The following is a 26,896-nucleotide window of genomic DNA, read 5'->3' on the forward strand; positions in this document are numbered from 1 at the left end:
TTTTTGTTATTCTATTCGGTTTTTATGCTATCTTTTTCTGCTGTTTCAAGAAGTTTTTCTTTTGTATTAAGGGTTGGATCTTTCAGCACACAGTCAAGAAGTCTTTCGAGCAGTGCTCCCAGTGCCGGTCCGGCCGGATGTCCTGCCTTTATAAGATCCCTTCCGGAAACTGCCAGGGTTTTCAGAGATGTACATTCACCTCTTTCAAGGATCCCCTGATAAGCTTCCGTCACACCGCTTAACCGTGCCAGCTTCTCCTCCCTCCTGTAAGTACTCTGAGATAAAAGATCTGCCTTCTGCACTTTCAGATACAGCGGAAAAAGCTCTTCTCCGATAAGATTCACAGCTCTCCGCACATCCTCGGCGTCCGGAGTGGGACGAAGATCATGATACCGGATCAGACGACAGGTATTTCGGATCGTTACATTATCAAATTTCAGACGGCGCAGGATCTTTCCTGCCAGCTTTTCGCCTGCCGGTCCGTGAGTTTTAAAGTGGTCTCTTCCATTCTCATCTGTCTTTTTTACAACCGGCTTGGCAATGTCATGAAGAAGCATGGTGATACGAAGAAGCCTGTCATTCTCGATCTCCGTAAGGCTTTTCAGGATGTGCTCGCCTACGCTGCAGCAGTGATGGGGGGTATTCTGCGCTGTTTCCATACAGGCATCAAATTCCGGAAGAAATTCCCGGGTAAGGCCTGTCTCCCAAGCTGTCCGGAGGTAATCCGGATGATCGGATACCAGAAGCTTTACAAGCTCTGTCTGGATACGCTCTGCACTGACATGCTCCAGGTTCCCCGACATCCGCGCCAGTGCCGCTTTCGTATTCTCCTCCACAGTAAAACCAAGCTGTGCGGAAAAACGCACTGCACGGAGCATCCGAAGAGCATCCTCTGTAAAACGTTCCACCGGATCCCCGACACAACGGATGATCTTCCTATTGATATCCTCCATTCCGCCAAACAGATCCACCAGTCCATGCCCCGGATGATAAGCCATGGCGTTAATGGTAAAATCTCTTCGTTTCAGATCTTCCTCAAGACTCCTGGTAAAGGTCACGGCATCCGGGTGACGGCCATCATGATATTCTCCGTCCACACGGTAGGTTGTCACCTCAAAGCCCTCTTTGCCCATCATTACAGTTACTGTTCCATGCTGGATCCCCGTATCTACAGTTCTGTGAAAAAGCTCCTTCACCTGCTCCGGAAGTGCAGAGGTAGTGATATCCCAGTCCCCAGGCACCCGGTCCAGGATAGAATCCCGGACACAGCCGCCAACAACATATGCCTCATAGCCGGCTTCATTGAGAATATGCAGGATCTGTTCTGCTTTTTGTGGTATGTTAATCGTCATAATAACTCCTCTTAATGATCGCTGCTGTCCGTTCAAAACACGTTTACATTTCGCTGTATTATCTCCATGTCAGCAGCCGAATAATATTCTGATATGTTTTCCTTAACGCTATTATAACATAGATTCATAAAAACAGCGGAGCATATTTTGCCCCGCCGTTGTTTCTGCAATATGGTTCCTGTTCACTCCGTTCTCAGTAACACGCTTCGCGATGCACAGAATTTATGCTGATCGCATAAATTCGCGCGGTATGTCTCGGGTTTTCTGTGACCTTCGCTCACACAAAACACCTCGCGGGACATTACCAGTGAACAGTAACGCAATATGATCATCCCACTTTTTTGAAGTGGCCTGCTGTATTTTTTTAGTATGCACGTCCCCAGTAAACCATTTTCTTAGCCGGTTTTCCGCAGCATACGCAAACGTCGCTTAACTGCTCCTGCTCAAACGGCATACATCTGGATGTTGCCTGGAAATCTTCCTTGATCTTGTCTTCACATGCACGATCACCGCACCACATAGCTTTGATGAATCCCGGTTTGCTGTTGATGATCTCACCGAACTCCTCATAATTCTTTGCTACGTAAGTATGTGACTCTCTGTGTGCACGTGCGCGCTCCAGCATATCATGCTGAATGGTATCCAGAAGCTCTTTTACCTTATCTGCAAGCTCCTCGAAGGATACTGTGTATTTCTCACGGGTATCTCTTCTGCAGAGAACTGCCTGACCGTTCTCGATATCCTTCGGTCCACATTCCACACGAAGCGGGATACCACGCATCTCCTGCTCAGCAAACTTGAATCCCGGGCTCTTGTCTGTCGCGTCAACCTTTGCACGGATACCTGCTGCCTTCAGTGCTGCAAGAAGCTCGTCAGCCTTCTCCATAACACCTTCTTTACGCTGCTGGATCGGGATGATCACAGTCTGTACCGGAGCGATCCTCGGAGGAAGAACAAGTCCGCTGTTATCACCGTGAACCATGATGATCGCACCGATCATACGGGTTGTCATTCCCCAGGATGTCTGGTGAACATATTTCAGTGTATTATCTTTATCTGTGTACTGGATTCCGAATGCTTTGGCAAAGCCATCTCCAAAGTTATGGCTTGTACCGGACTGGAGAGCCTTACCGTCGTGCATCAGAGATTCGATGGTATAAGTAGCCTCAGCACCTGCAAATTTCTCCTTGTCTGTCTTCTGGCCTTTGATGACCGGAATCGCAAGAACTTCCTCGCAGAAGTCTGCATAGATGTTCAGCATCTGGATGGTACGCTGCTCCGCTTCCTCAGCTGTTGCATGAGCAGTATGTCCCTCCTGCCACAGGAACTCTCTGGAACGAAGGAAGGGACGTGTTGTCTTCTCCCAACGGACAACGGAACACCACTGATTATATACCTTTGGAAGATCTCTGTGGGACTGGATCTCTTTCTGGTAGAAATCGCAGAACAGAGTCTCAGAAGTCGGACGCACGCAAAGTCTCTCCTGCAGCGGATCAAGGCCGCCATGAGTCACCCATGCAACCTCCGGAGCAAAACCTTCTACATGATCTTTCTCTTTATCAAGAAGAGACTCCGGGATAAAGATCGGCATGTAAACGTTCTCTACACCGGTTTCTTTAAATCTGCGGTCAAGCTCATGCTGGATATTCTCCCAGATCGCATAACCTGCAGGTTTGATCGCCATACAGCCCTTAACACTTGTATAGCCACAGAGCTCAGCCTTCTTAACAACGTCTGTATACCACTGAGCAAAATCCTCATCCATAGATGTGATGGCCTGTACTAATTTCTTTTCTTTTGCCATGATAAATCTCCTTTTTCTTGTGATCTGTTACATATTGCCGGCTGTCAGGCAGCCACAGCAATCCGGAATCCTTCCAGCTCACTCTTCTGTCCCATAAACCGTACACTGCATTTACAATCCCGTTTTACGGACAAAAAAATAAGCCATCCAAATCCCTCACAAGGGACCGAATGACTTCGGCGGTACCACCCCAGTTAACAGCCTGAAAAGCTGTTCTCTCAACACCCGTTAACGCCGGAAACACACGCCACGCTTCAATCACGCAGAGCTCCGAGGCCGGTTCCACAGTTCACGCACAGGATCCTTCCACCAAAGCAGATCCCTCTCTGAGATAATTCCCTGTGTACTATTCTCATCATCGCCGTATCTTTGATATATTTTAGGCGAAAACCGCCTCAAAGTCAACCCCAAACAAAAAAATATAACAAGTCTCTCTGCTATAAGTTACTGTTCACTCCGTTCTCAGTAACACGCTTCGCGATGCACAGAATTTATGCTAATCGCATAAATTCGCGCGGTATGTCTCGGGTTTTCTGTGACCTTCGCTCACAAAAAACACCTCGCGGGACATTGCCAGTGAACAGTAACTGCTATGCTCCTATTCCTTCACAGACACAGCCGGCATCTCCAGATACCTGTTCAGATCTTCTGTGAGAATATGGAGCTTAGTTCTGGTATCCTGCTCCTGATAAGTCAGCCGCCCTGCGATCCTGGTGATATAATCCTCTTCTTCGATGATCTCACAGGTCTCAGGAAAATTGATATCATAATACTGTGCAAGATAAGATACCCAGTAATCCACCGGCGCATGTCTGTCTGCGGATAACACGGATTCTCTTCTGAGACAGGACTCCCACACTGCCGGTGAGATCAGCCCTTCTCCTGCAACCTCTTCTGATACACCAAGCATGGCCTCTATTGACGCCTCCAGCTTTACTCTGCAGTTATCCAGCTTGTCTGCATCCCGGATCAGTTTTGCATGGAAAAGTGTTCTTGCATCGTGGATTCCTTCCAGTTTGAAATCACTGTGCTTCCGAATTGCTGCATCGATCAGCTCATCAAATTTATCATCCTCCACGAAGCGCCGGATCAGCTTCTCCTCCCCGAAGAGAAGTTCTGCACCGAACACGGCATGATCCATGGTTCCCGGCTCAAAGCTGTGAAATCTACGGATCTGCTCAAAACGGCCAATATCATGAAGCAGACCGATCAGCTCCGCAAGTTCCACATCTTCACCGGAACATTCCATTTTTCTGGCAATCTCTCCTGCGTATTTCACCACGCCATAGGTATGTACGATCTTCAGACAGATCTGTTCATCCTCCCGGTCGTATTCATCCAGATATTTTTCGAATTCCTGTTTTGCATGTGCAATGTCGATCATTCTGCCACACCCCTTCTTCTTTTGTTCATTCTGTAGTTCTGTAAACACTCTGTATTTATTATATCGAAGGTCTCTGACAAATTCTACTGTATTTCCCGGAATTTTAAATCTTCTCGCTGCTGCCGAATGACTTCCCTGCTCAAGGAGCCAATTATACCCTTCGTTTCCGGAAATGATATCCGGAACAACATGGGCAACACCGCCCTCCTCTGTCTGGTCTGCCTCCACATCACGGAGCCATTTTCGGTAGAAGGAATAGGTATTTTCAAGGAAGCATGCCGTACGGCAGAAGATTTCTGCATCACCGGTCCATCCAAGACGCTCATCTCTCTGTGGTGTCTCAAAAATATTTTTTGGTTTTACTTCCTCCATAAGGGAAACCTGTCCGGTAAACCGTTTTTTCCGGTTTCTTCTATTCATACTTTACGATTTCTTTCCTCAGCCGCTTCATGATCCGCTTTTCCAGGCGGGAAATGTAGGATTGCGAAATTCCTAAAAGATCCGCTACCTCCTTCTGTGTTTTCTCGCTTCCTTCCCGGTTTCCGATGCCGAATCGCAGACGGATGATCATCTGTTCCCGCTTTGTCAGTTTGCTGATGGCTTTTCCAAGAAGTGCGATCTCCACCTCATCTTCCAGACGTCTGGAGATCACATCGTCATCCGTTCCCAGAATATCCGAAAGTAGCAGCTCATTTCCATCCCAGTCCACATTCAGCGGCTCATCAATGGAAACCTCCATCTTTGTTTTGCTGTTTCTCCTCAGATACATCAGGATCTCATTTTCGATACATCGTGATGCATAGGTAGCAAGCTTGATATTTTTTACCGGATCAAAGGTATTGATAGCCTTTATGAGCCCTATGGTTCCGATGGAGATCAGATCCTCCACACCTACCCCTGTATTATCAAATTTCTTTGCAATATAAACCACCAGCCGTAGATTATGCTCGATCAGAACCGACTTTCCCTCTTTTTCCTTTTCTGTTCCCAACATTTCGATCACTTCAGCCTCCCGTTCCGCTGACAACGGCGCCGGAAGGATATCATTTCCACCAATATAAAAAACCTCTCCCGGACGATTGAACATAAATTTCCGGATCACCTGAAACGGATAGGATCTTGCAGCTGCTCTGTTCATAACATAAGCCCCCTTCTCAATTTAATAGTCTGGAATTCAAAAGTATCTCGTACTCTTCTCCCAAAGCTGAGGGCTCGGATGTTATAGCAAGCACCGGTTTTCCTACATGTACCACCCTTTCGGGAGTCTGGATCAGAAGTTCATCAAGGATCACTGCCAGCAGCAGTCCTTTTTTTCCATCTGCGGTATGACAGCTCAGAAAATGCGGCTGCAGACTGACAAATCCTGTATTTTCCAGTGCCTCTGGTTTATCTTTAATATCCATCAGTTTTTTCACCTGCTCTTTCGATATCAGGCTTCCCAAAAGTTCCTGTTTGATGATCGATACCGGCTGTTTTTTCACAGGATCCATAAGGAGATTTCCGGTATCATAAAAGCCGTATGTCTGCTGCAGCTTCCCCTGATATTTCAAAGTGACCGGAAAAATATTTCTTCTTCCAAACCGGAAGGTCTCGGTCACACATCCCAGAGTATAAAGTGTGCCATAAATCCCTGCCAGAAAAAGCAGAAATATTTTCACCGTCATGGTTCTTTCCGTTTCCAGTGCCTGATAGATCCCGCCAACCACAAAAGCTGTGAAATACAGAGCCAGAATGGTTTTTACAAGAAGGCCACCTTTTTTCAGTCGAAAAGCAAACGACGCCATAAAAAAAGCGCAGCCGCCATGGATCAGTACAGCGGCAGGAAAAATGATCTTAAAAGGTACACATACAAGCAGGCAGGATACAAAAGATCCAAAGGCAGCGGATATCACACATCTTCTGCGTTTCCCGTCAAGATGCAGAAATTTTCCCACAAGTCTTAAAAGCATGTAATCCATAAGGAAATTCGTCATAAAAACGATATCTATGTACATCCTCTGATACATAAGCTTCCCCCACTGCTGTTTCGTCTGCCATCGATTCTCAACTTTGGTAAGTGTATTTATTATAGGGCAGGCTCTTTGCATATTTTGTCAAATCCGGATGTCGATTCTTCTAACTTATCGGGTCGTTTCTGTCTGCCTCGACATTTATAGATTTTTTCTATGAATCGGCGACAAAAATGTATAAATTTTCGTACAATATTTGTATTTGTTGATTTTCGCACTTTATAGTGCTAAAATATTTTTTATTATATTTCGTAAAGAAATTCTATTATATGAGATACAGGAGGGAATCGAACAATGATCAATATTACCGGACATACCGGGCTTACCGGCCTTCTGGGAAGCCCCGTGGCACACAGCGTATCACCTTTAATGCACAATGAGGCATTCCGTTATCTTGGACTTGATTATGTGTATCTCTGTTTTGATGTAACAGAGGAGACCCTTCCCCAGGCTGTGGAAGGACTGAAAGCCTGTGGGATCAAGGGCTTTAACCTGACCATGCCAAACAAGAATAAGATCGTGGAGCTTCTGGACGAGCTTTCTCCCACTGCCCAGCTGATCGGAGCGGTAAATACCGTACGCAACGACAATGGAAAATTAAAGGGGTTTAATACGGATGGTTATGGATTTACCCAGTCTGCCAGAGATGCCGGCTGTGATGTAAAAGGACGCACCATCACCGTTATGGGCGTCGGCGGTGCCGGAATGGCAATCTGCGGCCAGTCCGCCCTAGAGGGTGCAAAAAAGATCCATGTTTTTGCACGTCCTACCAGCCGTTACTGGGAACGCGCCGCTTCCATGGCAGAAAAAATGTCTCATATGACAGAATGTGAGATGATCCTTCATGAGATGGATGATCACACTGCGCTGAAGGACGCACTGGAGGAAAGCAATCTCCTCATCAATGCAACTTCTGTGGGAATGGTTCCGGATGTGACAGGCACCGTGATCCCGGACAAGACTCTGTTCCATCCGGAACTTACCGTAGCCGATGTTGTATATGAGCCAAGAGAAACAAGACTTCTCAGGGAAGCCCGGGAAGCCGGATGTCCGACCTTTAACGGAATGTACATGCTGCTCCACCAGGGTGTAAAGGCTTTCCACATCTGGACCGGACTGGACATGCCGGTTGAACTCGTCAGGGAGAAATATTTTAAATAAAAAATATCCGGCAATACTGACCGCCTCCGCATCACAGCGTGGCCTCAATATTGCCGGATCAAAAATAAAGGCGGCCCGCCTATCACACGGGTCGCCTTTTATTTATCCGTCAATCATCTGTTTTGTTTATTTCTTCTCTTCCTGAACCTCGATCTTACGGATCGTCTTGTTCTTGATCTCTTCTTTGATGAAGTCAATGAACTCACCAAGCTCTTTCATTCCCTCATCGCCAAGATAGCGGCTTCTTACGGAAACCTTACCCTCTTCTTCCTCTTTTGCACCAACGATAAGCATGTAAGGTACTCTCTCAAGACGTGCCTCACGGATCTTGTATCCCATCTTCTCGGAACGTCCGTCTACAGAGCAGCGGATTCCTGCTTCTCTCATCTGAGCTTCAACCTTCTGTGCATAATCGTTATACTTCTCGGAGATCGGGATCACACGAACCTGCTCAGGGCAGAGCCATGTCGGGAACATTCCTGCGTATTTCTCAATGAGCCATGCCAGTGTTCTCTCATAGCATCCCATGGATGTACGGTGGATGATGTACGGACGCTGTTTGTCGCCATTCTCATCGATATAGTACATATCAAACTGCTCTGCGAGAAGTGCATCCCACTGGATCGTGATCATTGTGTCTTCTTTTCCGTATACGTTCTTTGCGTTGATATCAACCTTCGGTCCGTAGAAAGCAGCCTCGCCCACATCCTCTGTGAATGGAATGTTCAGCTCCTCAAGCATCTGGCGGATATGGCCTTCTGTCTCTTCCCATACCTCCGGCTCACCGATGTATTTCTCTTTGTTTGTCGGATCCCATTTGGAAAGATGATAGGTTACATCTTCCTCAACACCAAGTACCTGCAGACAGTACTGGGCAAGTGCGATACAGTCTTTGAACTCTTTTACCATCTGGTCCGGTCTTACGATCAGATGTCCCTCGGAAATAGTAAACTGACGAACTCGTGTCAGGCCATGCATCTCTCCGGAATCCTCATTACGGAACAGTGTGGAGGTCTCGCCGAGACGGATCGGCAGATCACGGTAGCTGTGCTGCTCTGCTTTGTATACATAGTACTGGAACGGACATGTCATCGGACGAAGTGCATAAACCTCTTTGTCCTTCTCCTCATCACCAAGTACGAACATACCATCTTTGTAATGATCCCAGTGTCCGGAGATCTTGTAAAGATCGCTCTTTGCCATAAGAGGAGTTTTTGTTCTTACGTATCCACGCTTTGTCTCCTCATCCTCGATCCAGCGCTGAAGCTCCTGCATCATGATCACACCGTTTGGCATGATAAGCGGAAGTCCCTGTCCGATCACATCTACAGTTGTGAAGATCTTCATCTCACGGCCAAGCTTGTTATGATCACGTCTCTTTGCTTCTTCCATCTGCTCCAGATGCTCTTTCAGCTCATCCTTTGTAGCATAGGCTGTTCCGTAGATACGTGTAAGCATTGCGTTCTTCTCACTGCCTCTCCAGTATGCGCTGGAAGAAGAAAGAAGTTTGAATGCCTTGATGCCTTTTACACTCATCAGGTGTGGGCCTGCACAGAGGTCTGTCCAGTCTCCCTGTGAATAGAAGGAAATCTCTTCTCCCTCCGGAAGATCCTCGATCAGCTCAACCTTGTATGGCTCATTTTTCTCTTTAAAGTATGCGATGGCATCCTCACGGGATTTTGTAAAACGCTCGATCTTTGCGCCTTTTTTGATGATCTTTTTCATCTCTTTCTCAATGGCGTCAAGATCCTCACGTGAAAATGGATCGTGGTCGAAATCATAGTAGAAGCCTGTATCAATGGATGGTCCGATGGCAACCTTTGCCTCCGGGTATAAGTTCTGTACAGCCTGTGCCATTACGTGAGATGCTGTATGACGGAGAACTGCAAGGCCCTTCTCGTCTTTCGCTGTAAGGATATTCAGCTCACAGTCGCTGTCAAGAACTGTACGAAGATCTACGACCTCTCCGTTTACTTCTCCTGCACATGCAGCACGTGCAAGGCCTTCGCTGATGTCATATGCGATATCGATCACAGCTTTTGCTTCTGCATATTCTTTTTTTGAGCCGTCTTTTAATGTAATGATCATTGTTTTTTCTCCTTTCATTTTAAATGAAGTTTCTATGGTACACAGTATGTGTCTGCTTTTGCAAGAGATTCTGCAATAAAAAAATCCCTCACAGTACATCACATACTGTAAGGGACGAGTTCATTCATTCTCGCGGTTCCACCCTGCTTGCTCTGCTGCCCGGTCATGCCAGGATGCAAAGCCTCTCAATTATGATGATAACGGAATCACCGGACCGGATTGGGGCCACTCGGAGGTAGTCTTCGGCTGTTTCCCGATAAGATGTTTCCAGCACTTCACATCTCTCTCTGTAACGTTTCACAGCTTACTCGTCTCGTCAACGTGTTTTTTATTTCTTTTTCTGTGGTTCATTATAAGCGCAGTATTTTTATTTGTCAACGCATGTTGACAAAATTTTTGAGATTTCTCTTCTCGCACAGATCTACAGATTTCCCATGAGTTTGTCTTTGATAATAGCCAAAATCTCACGGGGAATGTAGATAAAAAGACGCCAGCTTCGATACCTGGAAGGTACCATGGCCACTTCCCGGAATCCACATTTTCTTGCAATGGCTGCTCCTCTCCATACATGAAAATTGTTCGTCACCACGCCTACAGAACAGTCTGTGGTTCCGATCTTTCTGCAACTGAATTCCAAATTCTCTTTCGTACTGGTAGATTCCTCTTCCCGTATCAGTCTGTCCCCGTCTATTCCGTGACCGGTAAGGTAGCGATACATGGCCTCTGCCTCGGAAATGTTTTCTCCATCGCCTTTTCCTCCAGAGAGCACTGCCTTCGTACCCGGATTTTCTTCAAGATAAAGAAGGGCCCTTCTGGCTCGTTCCAGAAGGGCAAGTGTCATCCGTGTTCCGTCCACATGGGCACCTAACACGATAATGTAATCCAGATTCTTCTTTACGCTCATTATCTTCCGCAGCAGTGTTTGTATTTCTTGCCGCTTCCGCATGGGCACGGATCGTTTCTTCCGACCTTGTGCGGTTTCACAACTGTGCCGGATTTCTTCTGCTCCATGTAGAGGGTTTTCTTTTTCTCTTCTGTGAAGATCTTGTCCCACTGAGGAAGGTTGTAAAGCCAGTCAGCCTTGGCATCTACCATGTTCTTATAGAGTGCCTCTTTATCAAATGCAAGGTTTACCTTGGTATCCTCATCCATAGTCTCGATCGGGTTCGGAACCTTCAGACTGTCATTGATTCCGTCAAGGAACCCAACCATAGTCATAACGTCCTGACCGTATTTCTCAGCAAGCTCTTTTACAGTTCCGGAAACGATCTCATCCGGGTTCTCAAGAAGCTGCTCATAAATATTCTTCTCAATGTTAAAATAATTTGCCCAGAAGCGCTGAAGCTTATTCTTATCTGCATTCTGATTATAAGCAATGGAACGCCACTGCTCAAGAATTGTCATATCGCTCATTGTCTGATCCTCTTTTCCAAAATTTTAGATAAATAAGACGGAGATTTATATTCCGCTTCGCAATTTCTATTTATTATATCATCTTTTGGCGAAGAAATCAAATACATCTGTTTCATATCCGAGTTATTTTATCACACTGTGATTTAGTTCAAGCAGATATTCGCACCCCCGCAGGGGACTTACTTGCTTCAGTTAAAATATTTTCTGAGAAGATAAGTCGGAGTGCAGCTCCATGCGTGGCAGTAGCTGTTGACAATGCTGCTTCCATATGGAGATTCTACAGGATTTTCCGGATTATAAAGCTCCCAGAATGTATCCGCACCGTGGCTTAACATTCCGCCCCAGTAATATTTCATATATTCCATTGCCTGGTCTTTTTTACCACACATCAGAAGTGCTTCCACAAAATGATGGTTCATATACGGAGAAACCATTCCTTTTTCCGGTTTCAGTTCCACCAGACGATCCAGTATTTCTGCTCCTTCTTCGCCGCTGACTGCTTCCGCCAGAATAATCCATACCTGACTTGCTCATGATATAAATGGCAATATCGTGCTTTCCAAGCATTACCGCTATACCCCTGTTTTTCCCCATGAACATGAATTTTTTGAGATTCTCTGTCTGTATGACGGAACTGCCCACACTGCGATACAGGGGATCGAACACACTTTGCATACCGGAGATATCTGTATCATCCCACCGCATACCACTCACAGTGTGGGGATCTTTGATGACAGTGTTGCTTTTAATATTCTGGGCCATGCTGCTGCGTTTTCACGAAAATGATATTGAATCCATCCTTACAAAGGACAGCACCGGAAATTCTGTAACGGAAATCCTCAACTACCTGAACCGTCACTACCAGAGCGTTACCTTACGTGAAGCTGCGAAGCATTTTGGCTATAGTACTTTCCACTTCAGTACCCTGATCAAGGAAAGTACCGGACGGACATTTTTACAGATCATCCGGGATATCAAGCTGAACCAGGCATGTCATGCTCTGCGTGAAACCTCTCTCAGCAATCTTGCGATCTGTGAACTTGTAGGGTATGAAAGTCCGGAGCATTTCATACGTACTTTTAAAAAAACATATGGAATGACTCCCGATGAATACCGGAAGAAGAACAGGGAATAAAAGATTACAAGATCTTATATATTTTCTGTATAACAGATGCCGTTCCGGGAGATACTTATCATATCCTCCCCTTTAGAATGCAGAGGGCTTCGCGATGGTGCAGGCCCTCTGTGTTTCTCTTTTCACACTGAAGGTCATTTCACACCAAGCTTCTCAAGCGCCTTCGCCGCCTGCTTCAGATTCTCAAACTGGATGGTATGAATACCGGCTTTTCCGGCTCCCTCACAGTTCACGGCACGATCATCCAGAAATACCGATTTCTCCGGTTTCAGGCTGTAACGCTTCAGAAGTGTTTTGTAAATATCCACCTCAGGCTTGATCTGCTGCACATCACAGGAAAATACCACTCCGTCCATATATTTCAGAAAAGACATATCCTGCTTTGTACGATCCAGCATATAAGTTCCGTAGTTGGAAAGGACATAGAGATGATATCCCTGATTTTTGAGATATTTCACCCAGGTTTCCGCATAATCATACAGATGCATACACTCCGGATCACGTCGTACCACCTCACGGATATCTGCTTCATATTCCGGTGCACTTTCCACAAATTTATCTACATACCAGGACTCCTCATGCTGTCCACGGTCCTGTTCCTCCCAGATCGGGTTTCGAAATACTGCATCTGCGATTTTCTGATACTTTTCTTCCGGGAAGTCATAGCTCCGAAGATACTCTTCCCAGTCATAGCCCATCAGCACATTTCCCACATCAAAAATAATATTCTCGATCATACGGTTTTCATCCTCTCTCGGCTTCTTATTTCCCCAGATCCGGTACGCCATCCAGAAAACATACGCTACGATCGGTACCAGAACTGCTGCCGCAAAAGCCCCCCGGAACAAAGCCTGGGCGTTTTCACTGCTTCCCCAGGCAAATGCCATTGGAAGGCAGAATATAAGAAGTAATATGACAACACCTGCAAGTGCCGCGATTCTTTTAAAATTTTTCATTGAGCTTCCTTTCACATGATACATCCGCTATTCTATCTGTTATTTTAACTGAATATCTCTTTGAACCAAAAGGGCGCCGGAGAAATTCTTCCCCGGCGCTTCCTGTTGTCATAATCCTGATACTGTAAAAATAATTATCTGTAAATGATGTCGTTTCTTCCTGGTCCGTTAGAGATCATTGTGATCGGGAATCCAATATGTTTTTCTACAAACTCTACATATTTTCTGCAGTTCTCCGGAAGATCCTCATATTTTTTGATTCCACGGATATCGCATTTCCATCCCGGAAGCTTCTCAATAACCGGTTTTGCTTTCTCAAGCTGCACAGTTGTCGGGAATTCTGTTGTCACCTCTCCGTCGATCTCATAGCCGGTGCAAACCGGGATCTCATCCAGATATCCCAGAACATCCAGTACTGTAAAAGCAACGTCTGTAGCTCCCTGGAGACGGCATCCGTATTTGGATGCAACACAGTCGAACCATCCCATACGTCTCGGACGGCCTGTAGTAGCACCGAACTCACCACCGTCACCGCCACGTTTTCTCAGCTCATCTGCTTCCTCGCCGAAGATCTCAGAAACGAATGCACCTGCTCCAACTGCACTGGAGTAAGCTTTGCATACAGTTACGACCTTCTTGATCTCATATGGAGGCAGACCTGCACCGATGGCACCATAAGCAGCCAGTGTGGAAGAGGATGTAACCATCGGATAGATTCCGTGATCCGGGTCTTTCAGAGTTCCAAGCTGTCCCTCAAGAAGAACCTGTTTTCCCTCTTTCAGTGCATTCCAGAGATAGAGCGATACGTCGCATACGTATGGCTCAACCATCTTCTTGTATTCCATCAGCTCATTCATGATGTCTTCCGGTTTCAGAAGAGGCTTATGATAGAGATGCTCAAGTGTTACATTCTTGGTCTCGCAGATACGTACAACCTTCTCTTTCAGTGCTTCCTCATCAAAAAGCTCACTTACCTGGAAACCGATCTTTGCATATTTGTCAGAATAGAACGGAGCGATTCCGGATTTTGTGGAACCGAAAGCCTTGCCTCCAAGACGCTCCTCTTCATACTGATCGAACAGAATGTGGTAAGACATTACCATCTGTGCTCTGTTGGAGATCAGGATCTTCGGTGCCGGTACTCCACGGCCTACTACTTCGTTGTACTCCTTGAAGAATACCGGAATGTTCAGTGCAACACCGTTTCCGATGACACTTGTTGTATGTCCGTAAAACACACCTGACGGAAGTGTATGAAGTGCGAATTTACCGTAATCATTTACGATGGTGTGGCCCGCATTGGCTCCACCCTGAAATCTTACGATGATATCAGCTTTCTCAGCAAGCATATCTGTGATCTTGCCTTTACCTTCATCTCCCCAGTTTGCTCCTACTACTGCAGTTACCATAACACAGTTCCTCCTTGTGTCTTTCTCTATTATTCGGAACGGCATGTTCTCTGCCTGTAATACACAGAGACACGTCATTCCTGTCTGTGTTCATTTCTTAATGTTTATAACATCTTGGAATTATACGTTGATCTCAACCTTAACGCCAAGCAGATCCTTATGTGCATCCAGAACCGGCTGTACCACATTGGCGATAAATGCCTCTGTCTGCTCTTTGGCACGTCCTGTATATCTGGACGGATCCATGGATTTCTGAAGATCCTCAAGAGTCAGGTTAAATGCCGGATCCGCTGCGATCAGCTCAAGAAGATTGTTATCTTTACCCTCTACCTTCACGTTCTTTCCTGCTTCCATGGAAAGCTCACGGATACGCTCATGAAGCTCCTGACGGTCTCCGCCTGCCTTAACTGCATCCATCATGATATTCTCAGTTGCCATAAATGGAAGCTCAGACATCAGTCTCTTCTCGATAACCTTCGGATAAACAACCAGTCCGTCTACAACATTGAGGCAGAGATCCAGGATTCCGTCGATCGCAAGGAATCCTTCCGGAACGCTGAGACGCTTGTTTGCAGAGTCGTCCAGAGTTCTCTCAAACCACTGTGTCGCAGATGTGATCGCCGGGTTCAGTGCATCAATCATCACATATCTGGACAGGGAAGCGATTCTCTCACTTCTCATCGGATTTCTCTTATATGCCATAGCGGAAGATCCGATCTGGGATTTCTCAAATGGCTCCTCTACTTCTTTCAGATGCTGAAGAAGACGGATATCGTTGGACATCTTATGTGCACTTGCAGCGATTCCCGCAAGGATATTCAGCACACGGGTATCAACCTTTCTGGAATAGGTCTGTCCGGAAACCGGATAGCAGGATCTGAATCCCATCTTCTCTGCGATCATCGGATCGATCTTGTCGATGGTCTCCTGATCCCCGTCAAAAAGTTCCAGGAAGCTAGCCTGTGTACCGGTTGTTCCCTTGGAGCCAAGAAGCTTCATAGTGCTTAATACATACTCAAGGTCCTCAAGATCCATCAGGAATTCCTGAGTCCAGAGAGTTGCTCTCTTACCTACGGTTGTCGGCTGTGCCGGCTGGAAATGAGTAAATGCCAGAGTTGGCTGGTCCTTATACTGCGCTGCAAACTTGGAAAGCTCTGCGACCACGTTCACAAGTTTCTTGCGGACAAGTTTCAGTGCCTCTGTCATAACGATGATATCCGTATTATCTCCTACATAACAGGAGGTCGCTCCCAGATGGATGATACCTTTTGCCTTCGGGCACTGTACACCAAACGCATACACGTGAGACATTACATCATGGCGAACCTGACGCTCACGCTCCTTAGCCACATCATAGTTGATATCATCCGCATGAGCTTTCATCTCGTCAATCTGCTCCTGGGTGATGTTAAGGCCAAGCTCACGTTCCGTCTCAGCAAGTGCGATCCACAGCTTTCTCCATGTGCGGAATTTCATGTCCGGGGAAAAAATGTACTGCATCTCTTTGCTTGCGTACCGCTCTGACAGCGGGCTTACATATCTGTCTGTATTCATTATTATCCTCCTGCTTACATACATCCGGGCCGGAATGGCGAATGATCCGTTATCTGCCCGAATCTGGTTAATTCACGCCTCTTGAAATTATATAACATTGCCTCTTTAAAAGCAACCGTTTGTTACTCCATACCCTGATGGAATTTTCCCAAAAATTCCTTCATTCTGCCATTTTCGGAAGAAAATACCTCCTGCGGCGTTCCCTCCACTGCGATCACACCCTTATCCATAAAGATGATACGGTCGGAAATATCTCTTGCAAAATTCATTTCATGAGTAACAATCACCATGGTAATATGCTCCTGAGCAAGATCCTTGATAACCTTCAGGATCTCACCGGTCAGCTCCGGGTCAAGTGCAGATGTAGGTTCATCAAAAAACAGGATCTTCGGATTCATACAGAGCGCACGGGCAATGGAAACTCGCTGCTGCTGTCCTCCGGAAAGCTGAAAAGGATATGCCTTCTCCTTGTCTGCAAGGCCCATTTTCTTAAGAAGGCTTCTTGCCTGGGCGTAAACCTCATCTTTCTTTCTCTTCTGCACCTTCAGAGGTGCATCCACTATATTTTTCAGTACGGAAAAATGCGGAAACAGATTGAACTGCTGGAACACCAGTCCCACATCACCGTTTTTGATGATCTCGCCGCTGTCCGGCGTCTCAAGTCCTGTGGCACAACGCAGGATGGTTGACTTGCCGGAACCGGAAGGACCGATGATACTTAAAACTTCTCCCTCTTCCACGTCAAGAGAGATATCTTTGAGAACTTCCAGTCCGTCAAAGCTTTTTTTGATATGTTTCATTTCAAATAATTTCATATTTTATACTCTCCATTCCGGTTAGCGGTAGTAATTCATACTTTTCTCAACCTTCTGCATCACAACAGCCACGATCAGGTTGAACACATAATAAAATATCGCAGCGATCACAAATGGCATCATTGTTGTCTGTGCACTTGCGATCTGCTTGGCAATGGTAAACATCTCCGCAACTGCCACAACAAACGCAAGGGAAGTATCCTTGACCAGCGTAATGACCTCATTCGTAATAGACGGCAAAATCCTCTTAATCACCTGTGGAAGGATGATGCGGAAAAATGTCTGCACCTTATTGTATCCAAGGATCTTTGCAGCTTCATACTGTCCCACCGGCATGGATTCAATGCCGCCGCGATAGATTTCTGCAAAGTAAGCTGCATAGTTGATGGCAAATGCGATAAATACAGCGATCAGACTATATCCCATGGAAATACGGATCCCGAAGATAAAATAAGGGCCGAAATATACCACCATCAGCTGCAGCATCAGCGGCGTTCCTCTCATGATGGATATGTACCCGGATACAATGGTACGGATCACTTTGTTTCTGGACATTCTGCCAAAACAGATCAGAAGTCCCAGCGGCAGAGAAAACAGCAAGGTTATAAAAAAGATCTCAATAGAGACCAGCATTCCTCCTGCCAGCTGCTGAAGCATTACACTAAAACTCATTTTTTTCCTCCTGGTTCGGAGTATCAGTCCCATTTATCGGACTGATACCTGTAATTCCTGTAAACAACAGGAAATGAGCGTGTACGGCAGCTCTTTCTGCGCCGAAGCACCCTCATTTCCTTTTTATGCGGAAGCTTCAAAAGCTTCTGCTATGTTTCTTATTTCTACTGCTGTTGGATAGCTTAAAAAATATCTTCACAGCTTTTACTGTACCGGATCTGTACCGGATCATTTGGATTCAGAATCGGTTTCTTTCTCTGTGCTGTCTGCACTTTCTTCTGTGTCAGCTTCTGCTGAATCAGAATTCTCTGTCTTATCCTTGTCCTCGCTGATGCAGAGCATGCTCTTATCCAGTTCATACTTATCTGCAAGCTTGTCAACCTCACCGGACTCGTCAAGCTTCTTGACCTCATCCCATACGAGATCCTTCAGCTCATCATTTCCCTTCTTGAATCCGATGCCATACTGCTCGTTCTGGATCGGCTCGTCAAGGATCACATATTTATCCTTGCCTCTCTGGGAAAGCTGATAGTTAGCAACACCGATATCAACAGCAACAGCGTCTGCAGCTCCGGAATCAATATTCATAAATGCAGTGTTGTAGTCCGGATTCTCTGTAAGAGATGCAAAGCTGTCCTTCAGTTCCTTATTGTCATCGTTGTTCAATGCGTCCAGTGCAGCGGATGCAGCCTGTACCACTACGTTCTTGCCCTTAAGATCCGCAAGCTTCTCAATTTCAGAATCCTTGGCAACTACGATCACCTGCTCATTGTTGATGTATGGATCACTCCATGTATAGTCATCCTCACGTCCGTTGATAGTAAATCCATTCCATATACAGTCGATCGTTCCGGAGTTCAGCTCCATATCCTTGGAATCCCAGTTGATAGGCTTCTTAACAAGTTCCCAGCCAAGATTATCACATACTTCCTGGGCAAGGTCAAGGTCAAATCCTACATATTCTCCGTTATCATCCTTATATCCGAACGGAGGATATTCAGCATCAAATCCTACGATCAGGGTCTTATCCTCAACACCTGCCTGTACACTCACTCCTGTTACCATCATTCCTATTGTCATCGCTGCCGCCATTACTACTGCAACTGTTCTTTTCTTCATGGTCATTCTCCTTTTTTCGGTTATCTCTTTATCACATGGTCACTCTACCACGTGAAAGCGTATGGTTATAGTAACATACCCAAAAGGAGCTGTCAAGAGCAAACCTTCTGCTCTGCCAGATAATCTTTGTATTTCTTTCTGGCCGTTTTCAGATATGTTCTGGAAATTGGGATTTCCGTCTGTCCGACCACAAAACTGTTCTTCTTAAGTGAAGTTACCTTCTCCATGTTGATACAAAAGCTCTGATGACATCTCAGAAAGCTGCTGTCTGACAGCTGTCCCGAAAAATCCCCCAGCCTGGCTCTGCAGCTGATCTTTTTTCCATCGGTAAGATGAAATGTCACACTGTGAAGACTACTGGATATATATGCCAGATGATCGTGCTGCAGTGTATAAACCTGTTTCCTGTAGCGAAAATACAGCGCTCTTCCGCCTTCACGCCTGCATACCTCCAGGATATGTACCAGAACATGTTCCAGTTCTCCACTTTCAACCGGTTTGACCAGATAGTTATAGGCAAACACTTCAAATGCTTCTTTATAGAATTTTTCATTCTCTGCCACCAGCACAACCGGGATATAATGTCCTTTCAGGCGCATTGTCCGTACAGTTTCCAGACTCCTGCCCTGATCACCATCCAGCCCCAGAAATATCAGATCGCAGATCTTGTGTCCCTCTGCCAGTCCTTTCAGAAGACTCTCTCTGGTCCGATACAGAAGGAGCTCTGCATCAGGGACCAGTGTGGAAAGCTGCCTGTACAGCTTCTGTGCATCCTTTCGTATTTCATCACATATCGCGATCGTCATCACTGCCATTGCCGTGTTTTCCTCCCTCATGCTCTTTCTGATATTAACATTTTATTTTCAAAGAAAGACCTGCGCAATATGTGCTTCTAATTGTGCCTTGTTTTTTTACAAATTATTGTAATTCATGATCTGTTTTCGTATAATAATGTCATATAAGCACCAAAAGGAGTACTACTATGTCTGATTTCAGCAACAAATGCCGGGAATACCTAAAGGATACAGGAGAAAACGTTTATCAGTTATCTGCTTCTTCGGGACTTGACCGTACCTCGCTACAACGTATGATCACAGGGAAACGTCTTCCCGGTATTGATTTTGTGCGCCAGTTCTGCGATTCCCTCCGGATCAATCCTTCCCAGCGCAGGGAACTGATGGAATTATATAAAATAGAAAAAATCGGAAAAGAAATATATTACAACCGCAAATATATACAGGAGCTTCTGGGTGTTATCAGCTCCCAGCAGGTCATTTCCCGGGAGGGTTTTCTCAGGCTTCCATCCTTTCCCTTTTACCGTGGAACTTTTTCTCTTGATGTGGAAAAGAAGGTCCTGAACCTTTTTGAGGACATCCTGTCTTCCGGTTCTTCTGAAACGATCCGTACCAACCTTCCGGCCAACTGCCGGCTTCTTGTACAGATCTTTTCCCATCTTTATCCCAAATATGAGAAACTGCCACCGGTGATCCAGATCCTGCCGCTTCACCAGAACCCGTCCGCCTCACCGGATTACAACATGAATCTGGAAACCTTTCTCTGCACACTCCTTCCGATCCTGTCAGGTTTTGTGGGCTACCAGCCATATTATTACTATACTCAGACAGGCCGAGAGTTTTCCAGCTATGAACTGTTTCCTTTTTTCTTACTCACTGAAAAAAAGCTACTGCTGTTATCCTCGGATATGATGACCTGTATTTTTACTGAAAATCCGGAAGCGATCCACGCATATCAACAGGAATTCCAACGGGCTCTTGAGAATTCCAGTCAATTCTTCCTGCAGTCGGATTCTCCGGACAGGATCCTTAATATCTTTGGTTCTATCATGCAGACAAAGATCTCAACAAATTTTGCACTGGAATCTCATCCCTGCCTTGCACTGATGTCCTATGGTCCGGGCTTTATTCAGTCATTGTTTGATAACAGGGATATCGATCTTTCCGATCCGGTCTATACCCAGCTGGCAGCGGTTCTGAACCAGACTTCCTTTTCTTTTACAGAAGCTGCCTTTTCCTGCAATTATTTTACACTGAGCGGGATCCGGAAATTTGCCCGTACCGGACTCCTTGACGGACCTTATTCCTACCATCAGACCCCTCTTCCGAAAGAAGAACGAAAAAAAGCCCTCAAGCATCTTCTTGACACAGATATGGGACATGAAAAATGCAGGATCCTGAAGCCTTCCGTACTTCCTGAAACCGGGATCCATCTGGAAGTTCTGTCTGACTATTCCGTTTTTCTCTGCTTTCTTTCCGAAAAAGATACTTTTCTCTGTATCTATCTGAAAGAGACCAGTATCGGACAGGCCCTGAATGATTACCTCTGTTCCCTGTCTGAGGAAGAATCCGTATATACAAAAAAAGAAGCCCAGCAGATCCTGCTGGGACTTCTTGAACAGCTTTAAGAGCCGGTACTTCTGTGATATTCTCTTGTAAGATCCTCCAGGATCCTGTCGGTTTCTCCGGATGCGATATGCTGCTCCGGGAGACCGGCAAAGCTTTTCAGAGCCTGGTCTGTTTCCTGTCTTACTATTTCACCCGTCTTCAATTCTTCCTGTCGTTTCCTGTATTCTTCTTCACTGTGAACACTGCGGTAGGCCAGAAGATAAACCTTCATCGCTTTCTCTGAATGCTTCTCCTTCCATGCTTTCCAAAAGCAATCCAGCGCTTTATCCATCTGGAACAGGTAACTGTATGCGCATCCCTGATTATGCAGGATCCTTTCACGCATCTCTCCAGTGATTTCTTTCCCGCCATGCTCCAGAAGCTTCTGATAAACACGGAGTGCATTCACATACATCCGATTCTCCATCAGCGCATCACCTTTGCGTTTCTCCCGTATTTCTTCAGGTTCACGTTTTCTGGCTTCAATGCGCCCGTTTAAGGTCTTAAGCTCTTCATAAGCCAGATAATTGATCTCTTTAAATATCGGATACAGTACTTCTTCAAGTCCGGCCTCTCTTCCAATATAAGGTTTCAGCTTGGCCGCAAGCTTCGGAAGCTCCAGTTCTTCCTCCAGCCAGGTACAGAGCTTACTGCTGATCAATGAGCTGTCCACAAGATAAAGATTGTTATAAAGATAATAGCAGAGTTCTTCTATAGAATAGATATTGGTACTGATATTTTCGATATAAAACGGCTTCTCTGCCTTTTTTACCTGACATAAAATATATCCGCTCATGCCTGCTTCCTTTCTTCCTGCTCATCCCATCGTACCAGTTCCCTCCAGATCTTCCCACTGGAAGGATACATTTCGCCAAAGCCCAGATCCTCTACTGTGATCTCACAGTCTCTCGGCGATACGTATTTCAGCGTGAGGGAAAGCCTTGAAGTCCGATTAGGCCGCTTTGGCAGACCCTCAAGTGCCATGGCCACACGTTTCTTCTCGATTTCTTCCGGAATACTTACTACAAATACCAGTTCACTGGTATCATCCAGGATCAGCTCGCAGGATGCACTGCATTCATACCAGTTGCTGCCGCTTTCGATCAGCGAATAGTAAGCCGGAGAGCCCATCACCCGCATATCCATTCCTACGTCCGCAGTCACCAGCGAATCACTTAAATAGCGGTAACCTTTGAGTTTTTTATCCTCCAGCTTGTCCTTACCGGCTATGCAGGCTCCCTTTGCAAAAAGATTGTTTCCGTAAAAAACCTTCCGTCCCTGATGACACAGGAGCTTTACAGACTGCTGTGCCCACTGCTGGTCAAATCCTTCTCCCGTGATCTGCACACTGGAGAAGAGCTCTTTGCCGAGAGTCTTACTGATAAAACGGTAAAATTCCACATCACGGATCTCTTCTTCCGGTTCAAGCTTTGTACTGACCGGATCCTCCAGTTTTACAAGCACCGGTCTGGAAGAGCCGTTGATAGTCAGCTTCCGGAAAGTTACCGTATCGCCTGCAAAGGCATACCAACCTACACTTCGATTCCAGGTTTCCCGTTTCTGTCCCAGTGCATAATAATAAAAGCTCTCGCCATAGTCCATAAGCATATATTTCTCACGGGAAAAACCTGCAAGGCTGCAGGCCTTCTGATAATTCCGTACCTGAAGTGTACTAAGCTCCGGCGATGTGATACAAAGGCACCGGGTATTCTTTACGATATCCTGGATTCCCAGAAATTTCAGGATTCCCCTTAGAAAATGTGCCAGAAGCTCTGCCGGCTCTTTTTCCTCTCCTGCCACCTGGATCTTTTCTTCCTTCTGACAGATATCATAAATATTTCCGATCATGATCCCGCCCTTTTCCCTGGCAAAATACTCTGCTTCCAGGCCTACGCAGTAATCACCGTGATCGGTACGATAGCAGATACAGCCCGGAGCTTCGTACTGACTGGCTCCTACCTTCATGGAAAGAGAACGGGCTTCTTCTGCTTTTCTGTCATAATAACAGATCTGTGTGTATTCTTTTCCAATATCAATTCCTATGATCAAGTCACGAATTTCATTCATCTTTCCGGTTCCTTCTCTATGACAAACATTTCATTAACGTACTGTTCCTGCCGGAGATACTGTGCCAGCTTCTCCTTCACTTCCGTGTCTTTCTCCAGTTTCCTTGCACAGAGTATCTGATTGATCAGCTGATATTTGCTGGATGCCTGGTCATTACTCTGACTCATGGTCAGTATTTTTTCTTCCGTTTTGTGTACACCGGTTTCATCTTCTGTCTGGAAATAATATCGCAGGGTCTCTCCATAAAACAATGTAAATGCTCTGGCAAAAATTCCCTCATAGATATTTTTGAGCGGTTCACTTTTATAGTCCGGTACAGTTCCAAGACCTGTATCCAGGCAATAATACAGTGTGACCGAAGCCTCCGGTAAAGTATGATACTCTACAAAAGTCTTATCATCCAGCTGATACGGTCGCAGGATACTCTGATCCAGATTCCGGAAAAACTCAAATATCATTCCTTCCTTTACACAGGAAGAGAGGATTTTTTCCTCCATTTCCAGATTTTCTTCATCAGAAGTTTTTTCTTCGGAAAGCAGTTTCAGAAGAGTCAGGTCACAGATCCGGTCTCCGGGCCACTCCTTTTCTCTTCGATTTTTCAGATACTCCTTAAGTCCAGGCATCTCCGGCATTTCTTTTACAAACATTCCGTAAGACATCAGAGTCAGATACGCACCGATCACACTCTCTTTTCCGGAATGGCGGATATATGCTTTCAGGATATCCGCACCCTCTGGCCGGTAATCCCAGTTAAACATCAGAAGAGAAAGGATCCTCTCCTCCAGATTATAAGTATCCATCTCAAACCCACAGGCACTTTTCCAGATATCCAGAAGTTCATCCACAGGTCCAAACCGGAATTTCATCAGATACATGAGGATCACTTCATCATAGATTCCCTGTCGGTATACATGAGAGGAAAGTGCGATCAGCTCTTCGTCTTCCGCGCAGTCACAGCGGATGATCATACGGCTTACCAGCTTCAGGAGAGCACGCTCCTCTACTCCTTCAAATCCAAATGCTTCCACCACGCTCATAGCCTGCGGAAACAGTCCCCGCTGGATCAGGATCTCCAGAAGGGTTTTCCGGTCGACCATGGCATATTCCCGATAATCCATCATCTCCAGACAGGCATCCAGATCTTCTCCCTGCACGTGATCCCGATAATAATCCAGGATCTTTTTGCGGATCAGCCTCTTATATTCATCGGTAAACGCCGGTGAAAGGACCAGTTTCTGAAAAATTCCCAGATTCTTACGACTGATCTCCTGACCCTGACAGTAATACAAAAGCACAGCCGGTTCATCCGCCCCTTTTTCCAACACTGCCGGAACCATCTCACGATCATCAAAAAGTGGTGTCAGATTATAATCTACCGTAGCAGCATAACGTCTCTGTTTTTCATCCTGAAATACAACGGCCGCATCTTCGCTGCAGATCCTTGGGTAAGCGATCCCATGGATACACGGATAGATTTCTTCCTGTTTCATCTGTCTGTGACGAACGATCACACTGCGGACCTTCGGATCATCCGTATACAGCCGGCAGGTAAACATTCTGGAGGCGATCACCTGCGCTTTTTCGCTGTCCGATGGTTCCCGCATGAATTCCTGATAAACAGCAGCATAATTTTCATTCATCCGGCCTTCCCGTAACTTACGGAAAGCAAATTCCTCCATGCTTTCACGATAACTTTCGTATGTCTGTGGATCACGTTCCTTCCCTGCAATGATGCATGCATACAGATAGGCACGCTTGGAATCACCGAGAGTATTGTTGTTATAGGTAAAATACATCAAAAGCGGTTTCGGCAGGACTCTCCGATAAGAAGTATCCAGTGTTTCCACATAATATTCATACAGCCGTGTGATCCGGATCCCGCGGTCCACGGCAGCGGAAAACCACTGAAAATATTCCGGTTTTCTTGGATTTCCCTTCATAATATATTTACAGATAGCTTCCACGGTATCATCCGACGGAAAGGCTTCACATCCCATGGCCATAGCACGGTACAGACTTTCGTTAAAAGCTTTCTCATAACCGGAAAGATATGCCAGGCGCATGACCAGCTCTTCCGTCAGCATCTGTTCTTTTCCTGCAAAAAGGAATACCTGGGCCCAGAACCCATTGATCCGATGCAGCAGAGACATATCTGCACAAATACGGTTCCATGCTTCCAGATACAGAAAAGGACTTGTACATCCCCGCTCAAAAAGTTCCTCCATCAGAAAGATCTTTTTTGACGGAGAAAGCGTATGATCCATTTCAAATACCAGTTTCAGAAGGATAAAGCTGTCTTCCTTCTGCATCTGGAAATTCTGTACCTTGCGGAGGGCCTGTTCCTTATCCCGGTACAGCCCGGTCTGTGTACATAGATACAGATAAATCCCTGCCAGTTCCAGTTCATTGTGATGAAAGGATTTATTCTGATAACGCTCAAGGATTTCTGAAGCCTGGTCATCTTCTCCTTCCAGATGAAGAAGATAGGCTTCCAGAAGCTGATATTCCGGATATTTCAGTCCGTTTTCGCCCATACGGTCAAGCTTCTCATGAGTAGAGGCTGTCCAGGCCTGAAAATCTGTTCTTTTACAGAGATATCCCAGGTATTCCTTCATCAGAGATATCCGGTACTGTTTTTCCAGAAGATCCAGGTTCACGGCACTCTCAGTTCCTCTGGATGCAAGAACGTGATATACCAGTTTCTGGTATGGGGTTTTTACAATGATCTCGCCGTACTGATTTCCTTTTCCCAGTTTTTCCTGGCGGATCACATAGTTTATTTCACAGGTACTTCCGATAAAATCCTCTTCTGTGACCACATGCTTGCCTACCTCCAGAAAATCCCCGTTTACCTCAATATCTGCCCGCAGGTGTCCCCATCCGCTCCTGTGGATATAAAGGGATTCCTGAACAGATTCACTGACATCATAAAAACTCGCCTCTTCTCTGTTCAGACTCAATGTCACCTTTTCCTTGGCACCGGCTGCGATCAGAAATTCCTCCAGATGCTGATAGGTCACCGGCTGCTGTGACATTCCTGCATAAAGAGAACGGATCTTCTCACTCTGATCACTCAGGATCAGAGAAAAATGTCGTTCTGTAAAGATCCGGTAAGCCTCATGGAAATCTTCCCTTGCAATGTGCAGAAATTCTTCCAGAGAAGATACCTTTCTGCCTGCACTCTTCACCTCTTCCGTCTGTACCTGTACAGTGAACGGCAGCTTATATTCTCCGATACTGGTAGTAAAACACAGCCAGCCTTCAAAGCTCTCTCCCGGCTTCATTCCCTCTGCATCTACCCCATAAGGCATGCGCACTGTGGTTCCGGAAAAGCGGTCAAATCCGGGCACCAGTCTCCGGTCAGATGAAGTCACAAAGCCACTGATCCTGCGGTTGTCATCGGTACCGAAATAAATCTCATCCTTTGTAGTCTCTCCTGCCTTCAGCGTAGCGAAAATACGGTCCTGTGAAAACAGAAGCTCAGGCTGTTCATAAATAAATTTTCCGTTAAGAAGCTGTTCTATCCTCTTTTTCAAAATATATACTCCTCATCAAT

23 protein-coding genes and 1 other annotated feature are annotated in these 26,896 nt (G+C 45.9%); of the genes, 4 read left to right on the forward strand and 19 right to left on the reverse strand.

Annotated elements, in window-relative coordinates:
- Positions 1-11: 11 nt before the first annotated feature.
- The 5 genes from NE638_RS01530 to NE638_RS01555 all read right to left on the reverse strand — a co-directional run bounded on the left by NE638_RS01530 (position 12) and on the right by NE638_RS01555 (position 6,546).
- A complete protein-coding gene (locus NE638_RS01530; RefSeq protein WP_022427358.1) occupies positions 12-1,352 on the reverse strand; it encodes a CCA tRNA nucleotidyltransferase in 1,341 nt (446 codons plus the stop codon).
- A 364-nt stretch (positions 1,353-1,716) separates the two neighbouring features.
- Positions 1,717-3,156 carry a proline--tRNA ligase gene (gene proS / locus NE638_RS01535; protein WP_022427357.1) on the reverse strand — a complete coding sequence of 480 codons (1,440 nt, stop codon included), beginning with the start codon at positions 3,154-3,156 and terminating at the stop codon, positions 1,717-1,719.
- Positions 3,157-3,314: 158 nt separating this feature from the next.
- Positions 3,315-3,524, reverse strand: a binding site (T-box leader).
- A 230-nt stretch (positions 3,525-3,754) separates the two neighbouring features.
- Positions 3,755-4,960, reverse strand: a complete 1,206-nt coding sequence (locus NE638_RS01540; protein WP_302467659.1) for an alpha-L-rhamnosidase-related protein — start codon at positions 4,958-4,960, stop codon at positions 3,755-3,757.
- Positions 4,953-5,627 carry an RNA polymerase sporulation sigma factor SigE gene (gene sigE / locus NE638_RS01550; protein WP_235812409.1) on the reverse strand — a complete coding sequence of 225 codons (675 nt, stop codon included), beginning with the start codon at positions 5,625-5,627 and terminating at the stop codon, positions 4,953-4,955. The genes NE638_RS01540 and sigE overlap by 8 nt, the downstream gene beginning before the upstream one ends.
- 67 nt (positions 5,628-5,694) lie before the next feature.
- Positions 5,695-6,546 (reverse strand): sigma-E processing peptidase SpoIIGA, encoded by an 852-nt coding sequence (locus NE638_RS01555; protein ID WP_173739602.1) that lies wholly within the window; start codon positions 6,544-6,546, stop codon positions 5,695-5,697.
- A gap of 297 nt (positions 6,547-6,843) precedes the next feature.
- Here NE638_RS01555 and NE638_RS01560 point away from each other — a divergent pair, with 297 nt between their 5' ends.
- The gene (locus NE638_RS01560; RefSeq protein WP_147603330.1) at positions 6,844-7,710 is read left to right on the forward strand and encodes a shikimate dehydrogenase; all 867 of its coding nucleotides are present in this window, start codon (positions 6,844-6,846) and stop codon (positions 7,708-7,710) included.
- 126 nt (positions 7,711-7,836) lie between these two features.
- Here NE638_RS01560 and thrS read toward each other — a convergent pair whose 3' ends face one another.
- From thrS to NE638_RS01580, 4 genes are all read right to left on the reverse strand, one after another.
- On the reverse strand, positions 7,837-9,798 hold the full coding sequence (gene thrS / locus NE638_RS01565) for a threonine--tRNA ligase (protein ID WP_092071309.1): 1,962 nt from the start codon (positions 9,796-9,798) through the stop codon (positions 7,837-7,839).
- Positions 9,799-10,219: 421 nt separating this feature from the next.
- The gene (locus NE638_RS01570) at positions 10,220-10,702 is read right to left on the reverse strand and encodes a YdcF family protein (RefSeq protein ID WP_092071306.1); all 483 of its coding nucleotides are present in this window, start codon (positions 10,700-10,702) and stop codon (positions 10,220-10,222) included.
- On the reverse strand, positions 10,702-11,211 hold the full coding sequence (locus NE638_RS01575; RefSeq protein WP_021652360.1) for an SEC-C metal-binding domain-containing protein: 510 nt from the start codon (positions 11,209-11,211) through the stop codon (positions 10,702-10,704). Before NE638_RS01575 ends, NE638_RS01570 begins: the two co-directional genes overlap by 1 nt.
- A gap of 188 nt (positions 11,212-11,399) precedes the next feature.
- Positions 11,400-11,669: a hypothetical protein gene (locus tag NE638_RS01580; RefSeq protein WP_256137098.1), complete on the reverse strand. Its 270-nt coding sequence runs from the start codon at positions 11,667-11,669 to the stop codon at positions 11,400-11,402.
- A gap of 94 nt (positions 11,670-11,763) precedes the next feature.
- Between NE638_RS01580 and NE638_RS18380 the strand changes: the two genes are divergently transcribed.
- Positions 11,764-11,997 (forward strand): AraC family ligand binding domain-containing protein, encoded by a 234-nt coding sequence (locus tag NE638_RS18380; RefSeq protein WP_173745700.1) that lies wholly within the window; start codon positions 11,764-11,766, stop codon positions 11,995-11,997.
- A complete protein-coding gene (locus NE638_RS01585) occupies positions 11,942-12,346 on the forward strand; it encodes a helix-turn-helix transcriptional regulator (RefSeq protein ID WP_173745701.1) in 405 nt (134 codons plus the stop codon). The genes NE638_RS18380 and NE638_RS01585 overlap by 56 nt, the downstream gene beginning before the upstream one ends.
- A 134-nt stretch (positions 12,347-12,480) precedes the next feature.
- Here NE638_RS01585 and NE638_RS01590 read toward each other — a convergent pair whose 3' ends face one another.
- From NE638_RS01590 to NE638_RS01620, 7 genes are all read right to left on the reverse strand, one after another.
- On the reverse strand, positions 12,481-13,302 hold the full coding sequence (locus tag NE638_RS01590; protein WP_015527102.1) for an HAD-IA family hydrolase: 822 nt from the start codon (positions 13,300-13,302) through the stop codon (positions 12,481-12,483).
- 134 nt (positions 13,303-13,436) lie between these two features.
- A complete protein-coding gene (locus NE638_RS01595; RefSeq protein WP_022426147.1) occupies positions 13,437-14,711 on the reverse strand; it encodes an adenylosuccinate synthase in 1,275 nt (424 codons plus the stop codon).
- 120 nt (positions 14,712-14,831) lie between these two features.
- On the reverse strand, positions 14,832-16,265 hold the full coding sequence (gene purB, locus NE638_RS01600) for an adenylosuccinate lyase (protein ID WP_173740406.1): 1,434 nt from the start codon (positions 16,263-16,265) through the stop codon (positions 14,832-14,834).
- 122 nt (positions 16,266-16,387) lie between these two features.
- Positions 16,388-17,080 carry an amino acid ABC transporter ATP-binding protein gene (locus NE638_RS01605; protein WP_021652351.1) on the reverse strand — a complete coding sequence of 231 codons (693 nt, stop codon included), beginning with the start codon at positions 17,078-17,080 and terminating at the stop codon, positions 16,388-16,390.
- A gap of 21 nt (positions 17,081-17,101) precedes the next feature.
- Entirely contained in the window at positions 17,102-17,752 is a 651-nt protein-coding gene (locus NE638_RS01610) for an amino acid ABC transporter permease (protein ID WP_110102491.1), read from the reverse strand.
- A gap of 228 nt (positions 17,753-17,980) precedes the next feature.
- Positions 17,981-18,871, reverse strand: coding sequence for an amino acid ABC transporter substrate-binding protein (locus tag NE638_RS01615; RefSeq protein ID WP_015527098.1), 891 nt, complete (start codon positions 18,869-18,871; stop codon positions 17,981-17,983).
- A 92-nt stretch (positions 18,872-18,963) separates the two neighbouring features.
- The gene (locus NE638_RS01620) at positions 18,964-19,686 is read right to left on the reverse strand and encodes a LytR/AlgR family response regulator transcription factor (protein ID WP_059085394.1); all 723 of its coding nucleotides are present in this window, start codon (positions 19,684-19,686) and stop codon (positions 18,964-18,966) included.
- Positions 19,687-19,853: 167 nt separating this feature from the next.
- On the opposite strand from NE638_RS01620, the gene NE638_RS01625 reads away from it, so the two are divergent.
- Positions 19,854-21,293 carry a helix-turn-helix transcriptional regulator gene (locus tag NE638_RS01625; protein WP_173745702.1) on the forward strand — a complete coding sequence of 480 codons (1,440 nt, stop codon included), beginning with the start codon at positions 19,854-19,856 and terminating at the stop codon, positions 21,291-21,293.
- On the opposite strand, the gene NE638_RS01630 is transcribed toward NE638_RS01625, so the two are convergent.
- From NE638_RS01630 to NE638_RS01640, 3 genes are read right to left on the reverse strand one after another with little or no spacing between them, the layout of a single operon-like run.
- Positions 21,290-22,069: a hypothetical protein gene (locus NE638_RS01630; protein ID WP_173740410.1), complete on the reverse strand. Its 780-nt coding sequence runs from the start codon at positions 22,067-22,069 to the stop codon at positions 21,290-21,292. The genes NE638_RS01625 and NE638_RS01630 overlap by 4 nt on opposite strands.
- Positions 22,066-23,340: a DUF5716 family protein gene (locus NE638_RS01635; protein WP_173745703.1), complete on the reverse strand. Its 1,275-nt coding sequence runs from the start codon at positions 23,338-23,340 to the stop codon at positions 22,066-22,068. The genes NE638_RS01630 and NE638_RS01635 overlap by 4 nt, the downstream gene beginning before the upstream one ends.
- Complete coding sequence (locus tag NE638_RS01640) at positions 23,337-26,876, reverse strand: DUF5717 family protein (protein WP_244094788.1); 3,540 nt, start codon at positions 26,874-26,876, stop codon at positions 23,337-23,339. The genes NE638_RS01635 and NE638_RS01640 overlap by 4 nt, the downstream gene beginning before the upstream one ends.
- Positions 26,877-26,896: the final 20 nt, after the last annotated feature.

The organism is Blautia sp. MSK.18.38 (genome assembly GCF_024460535.1).
In the GTDB taxonomy this organism is placed as follows: domain Bacteria; phylum Bacillota; class Clostridia; order Lachnospirales; family Lachnospiraceae; genus Blautia_A; species Blautia_A fusiformis.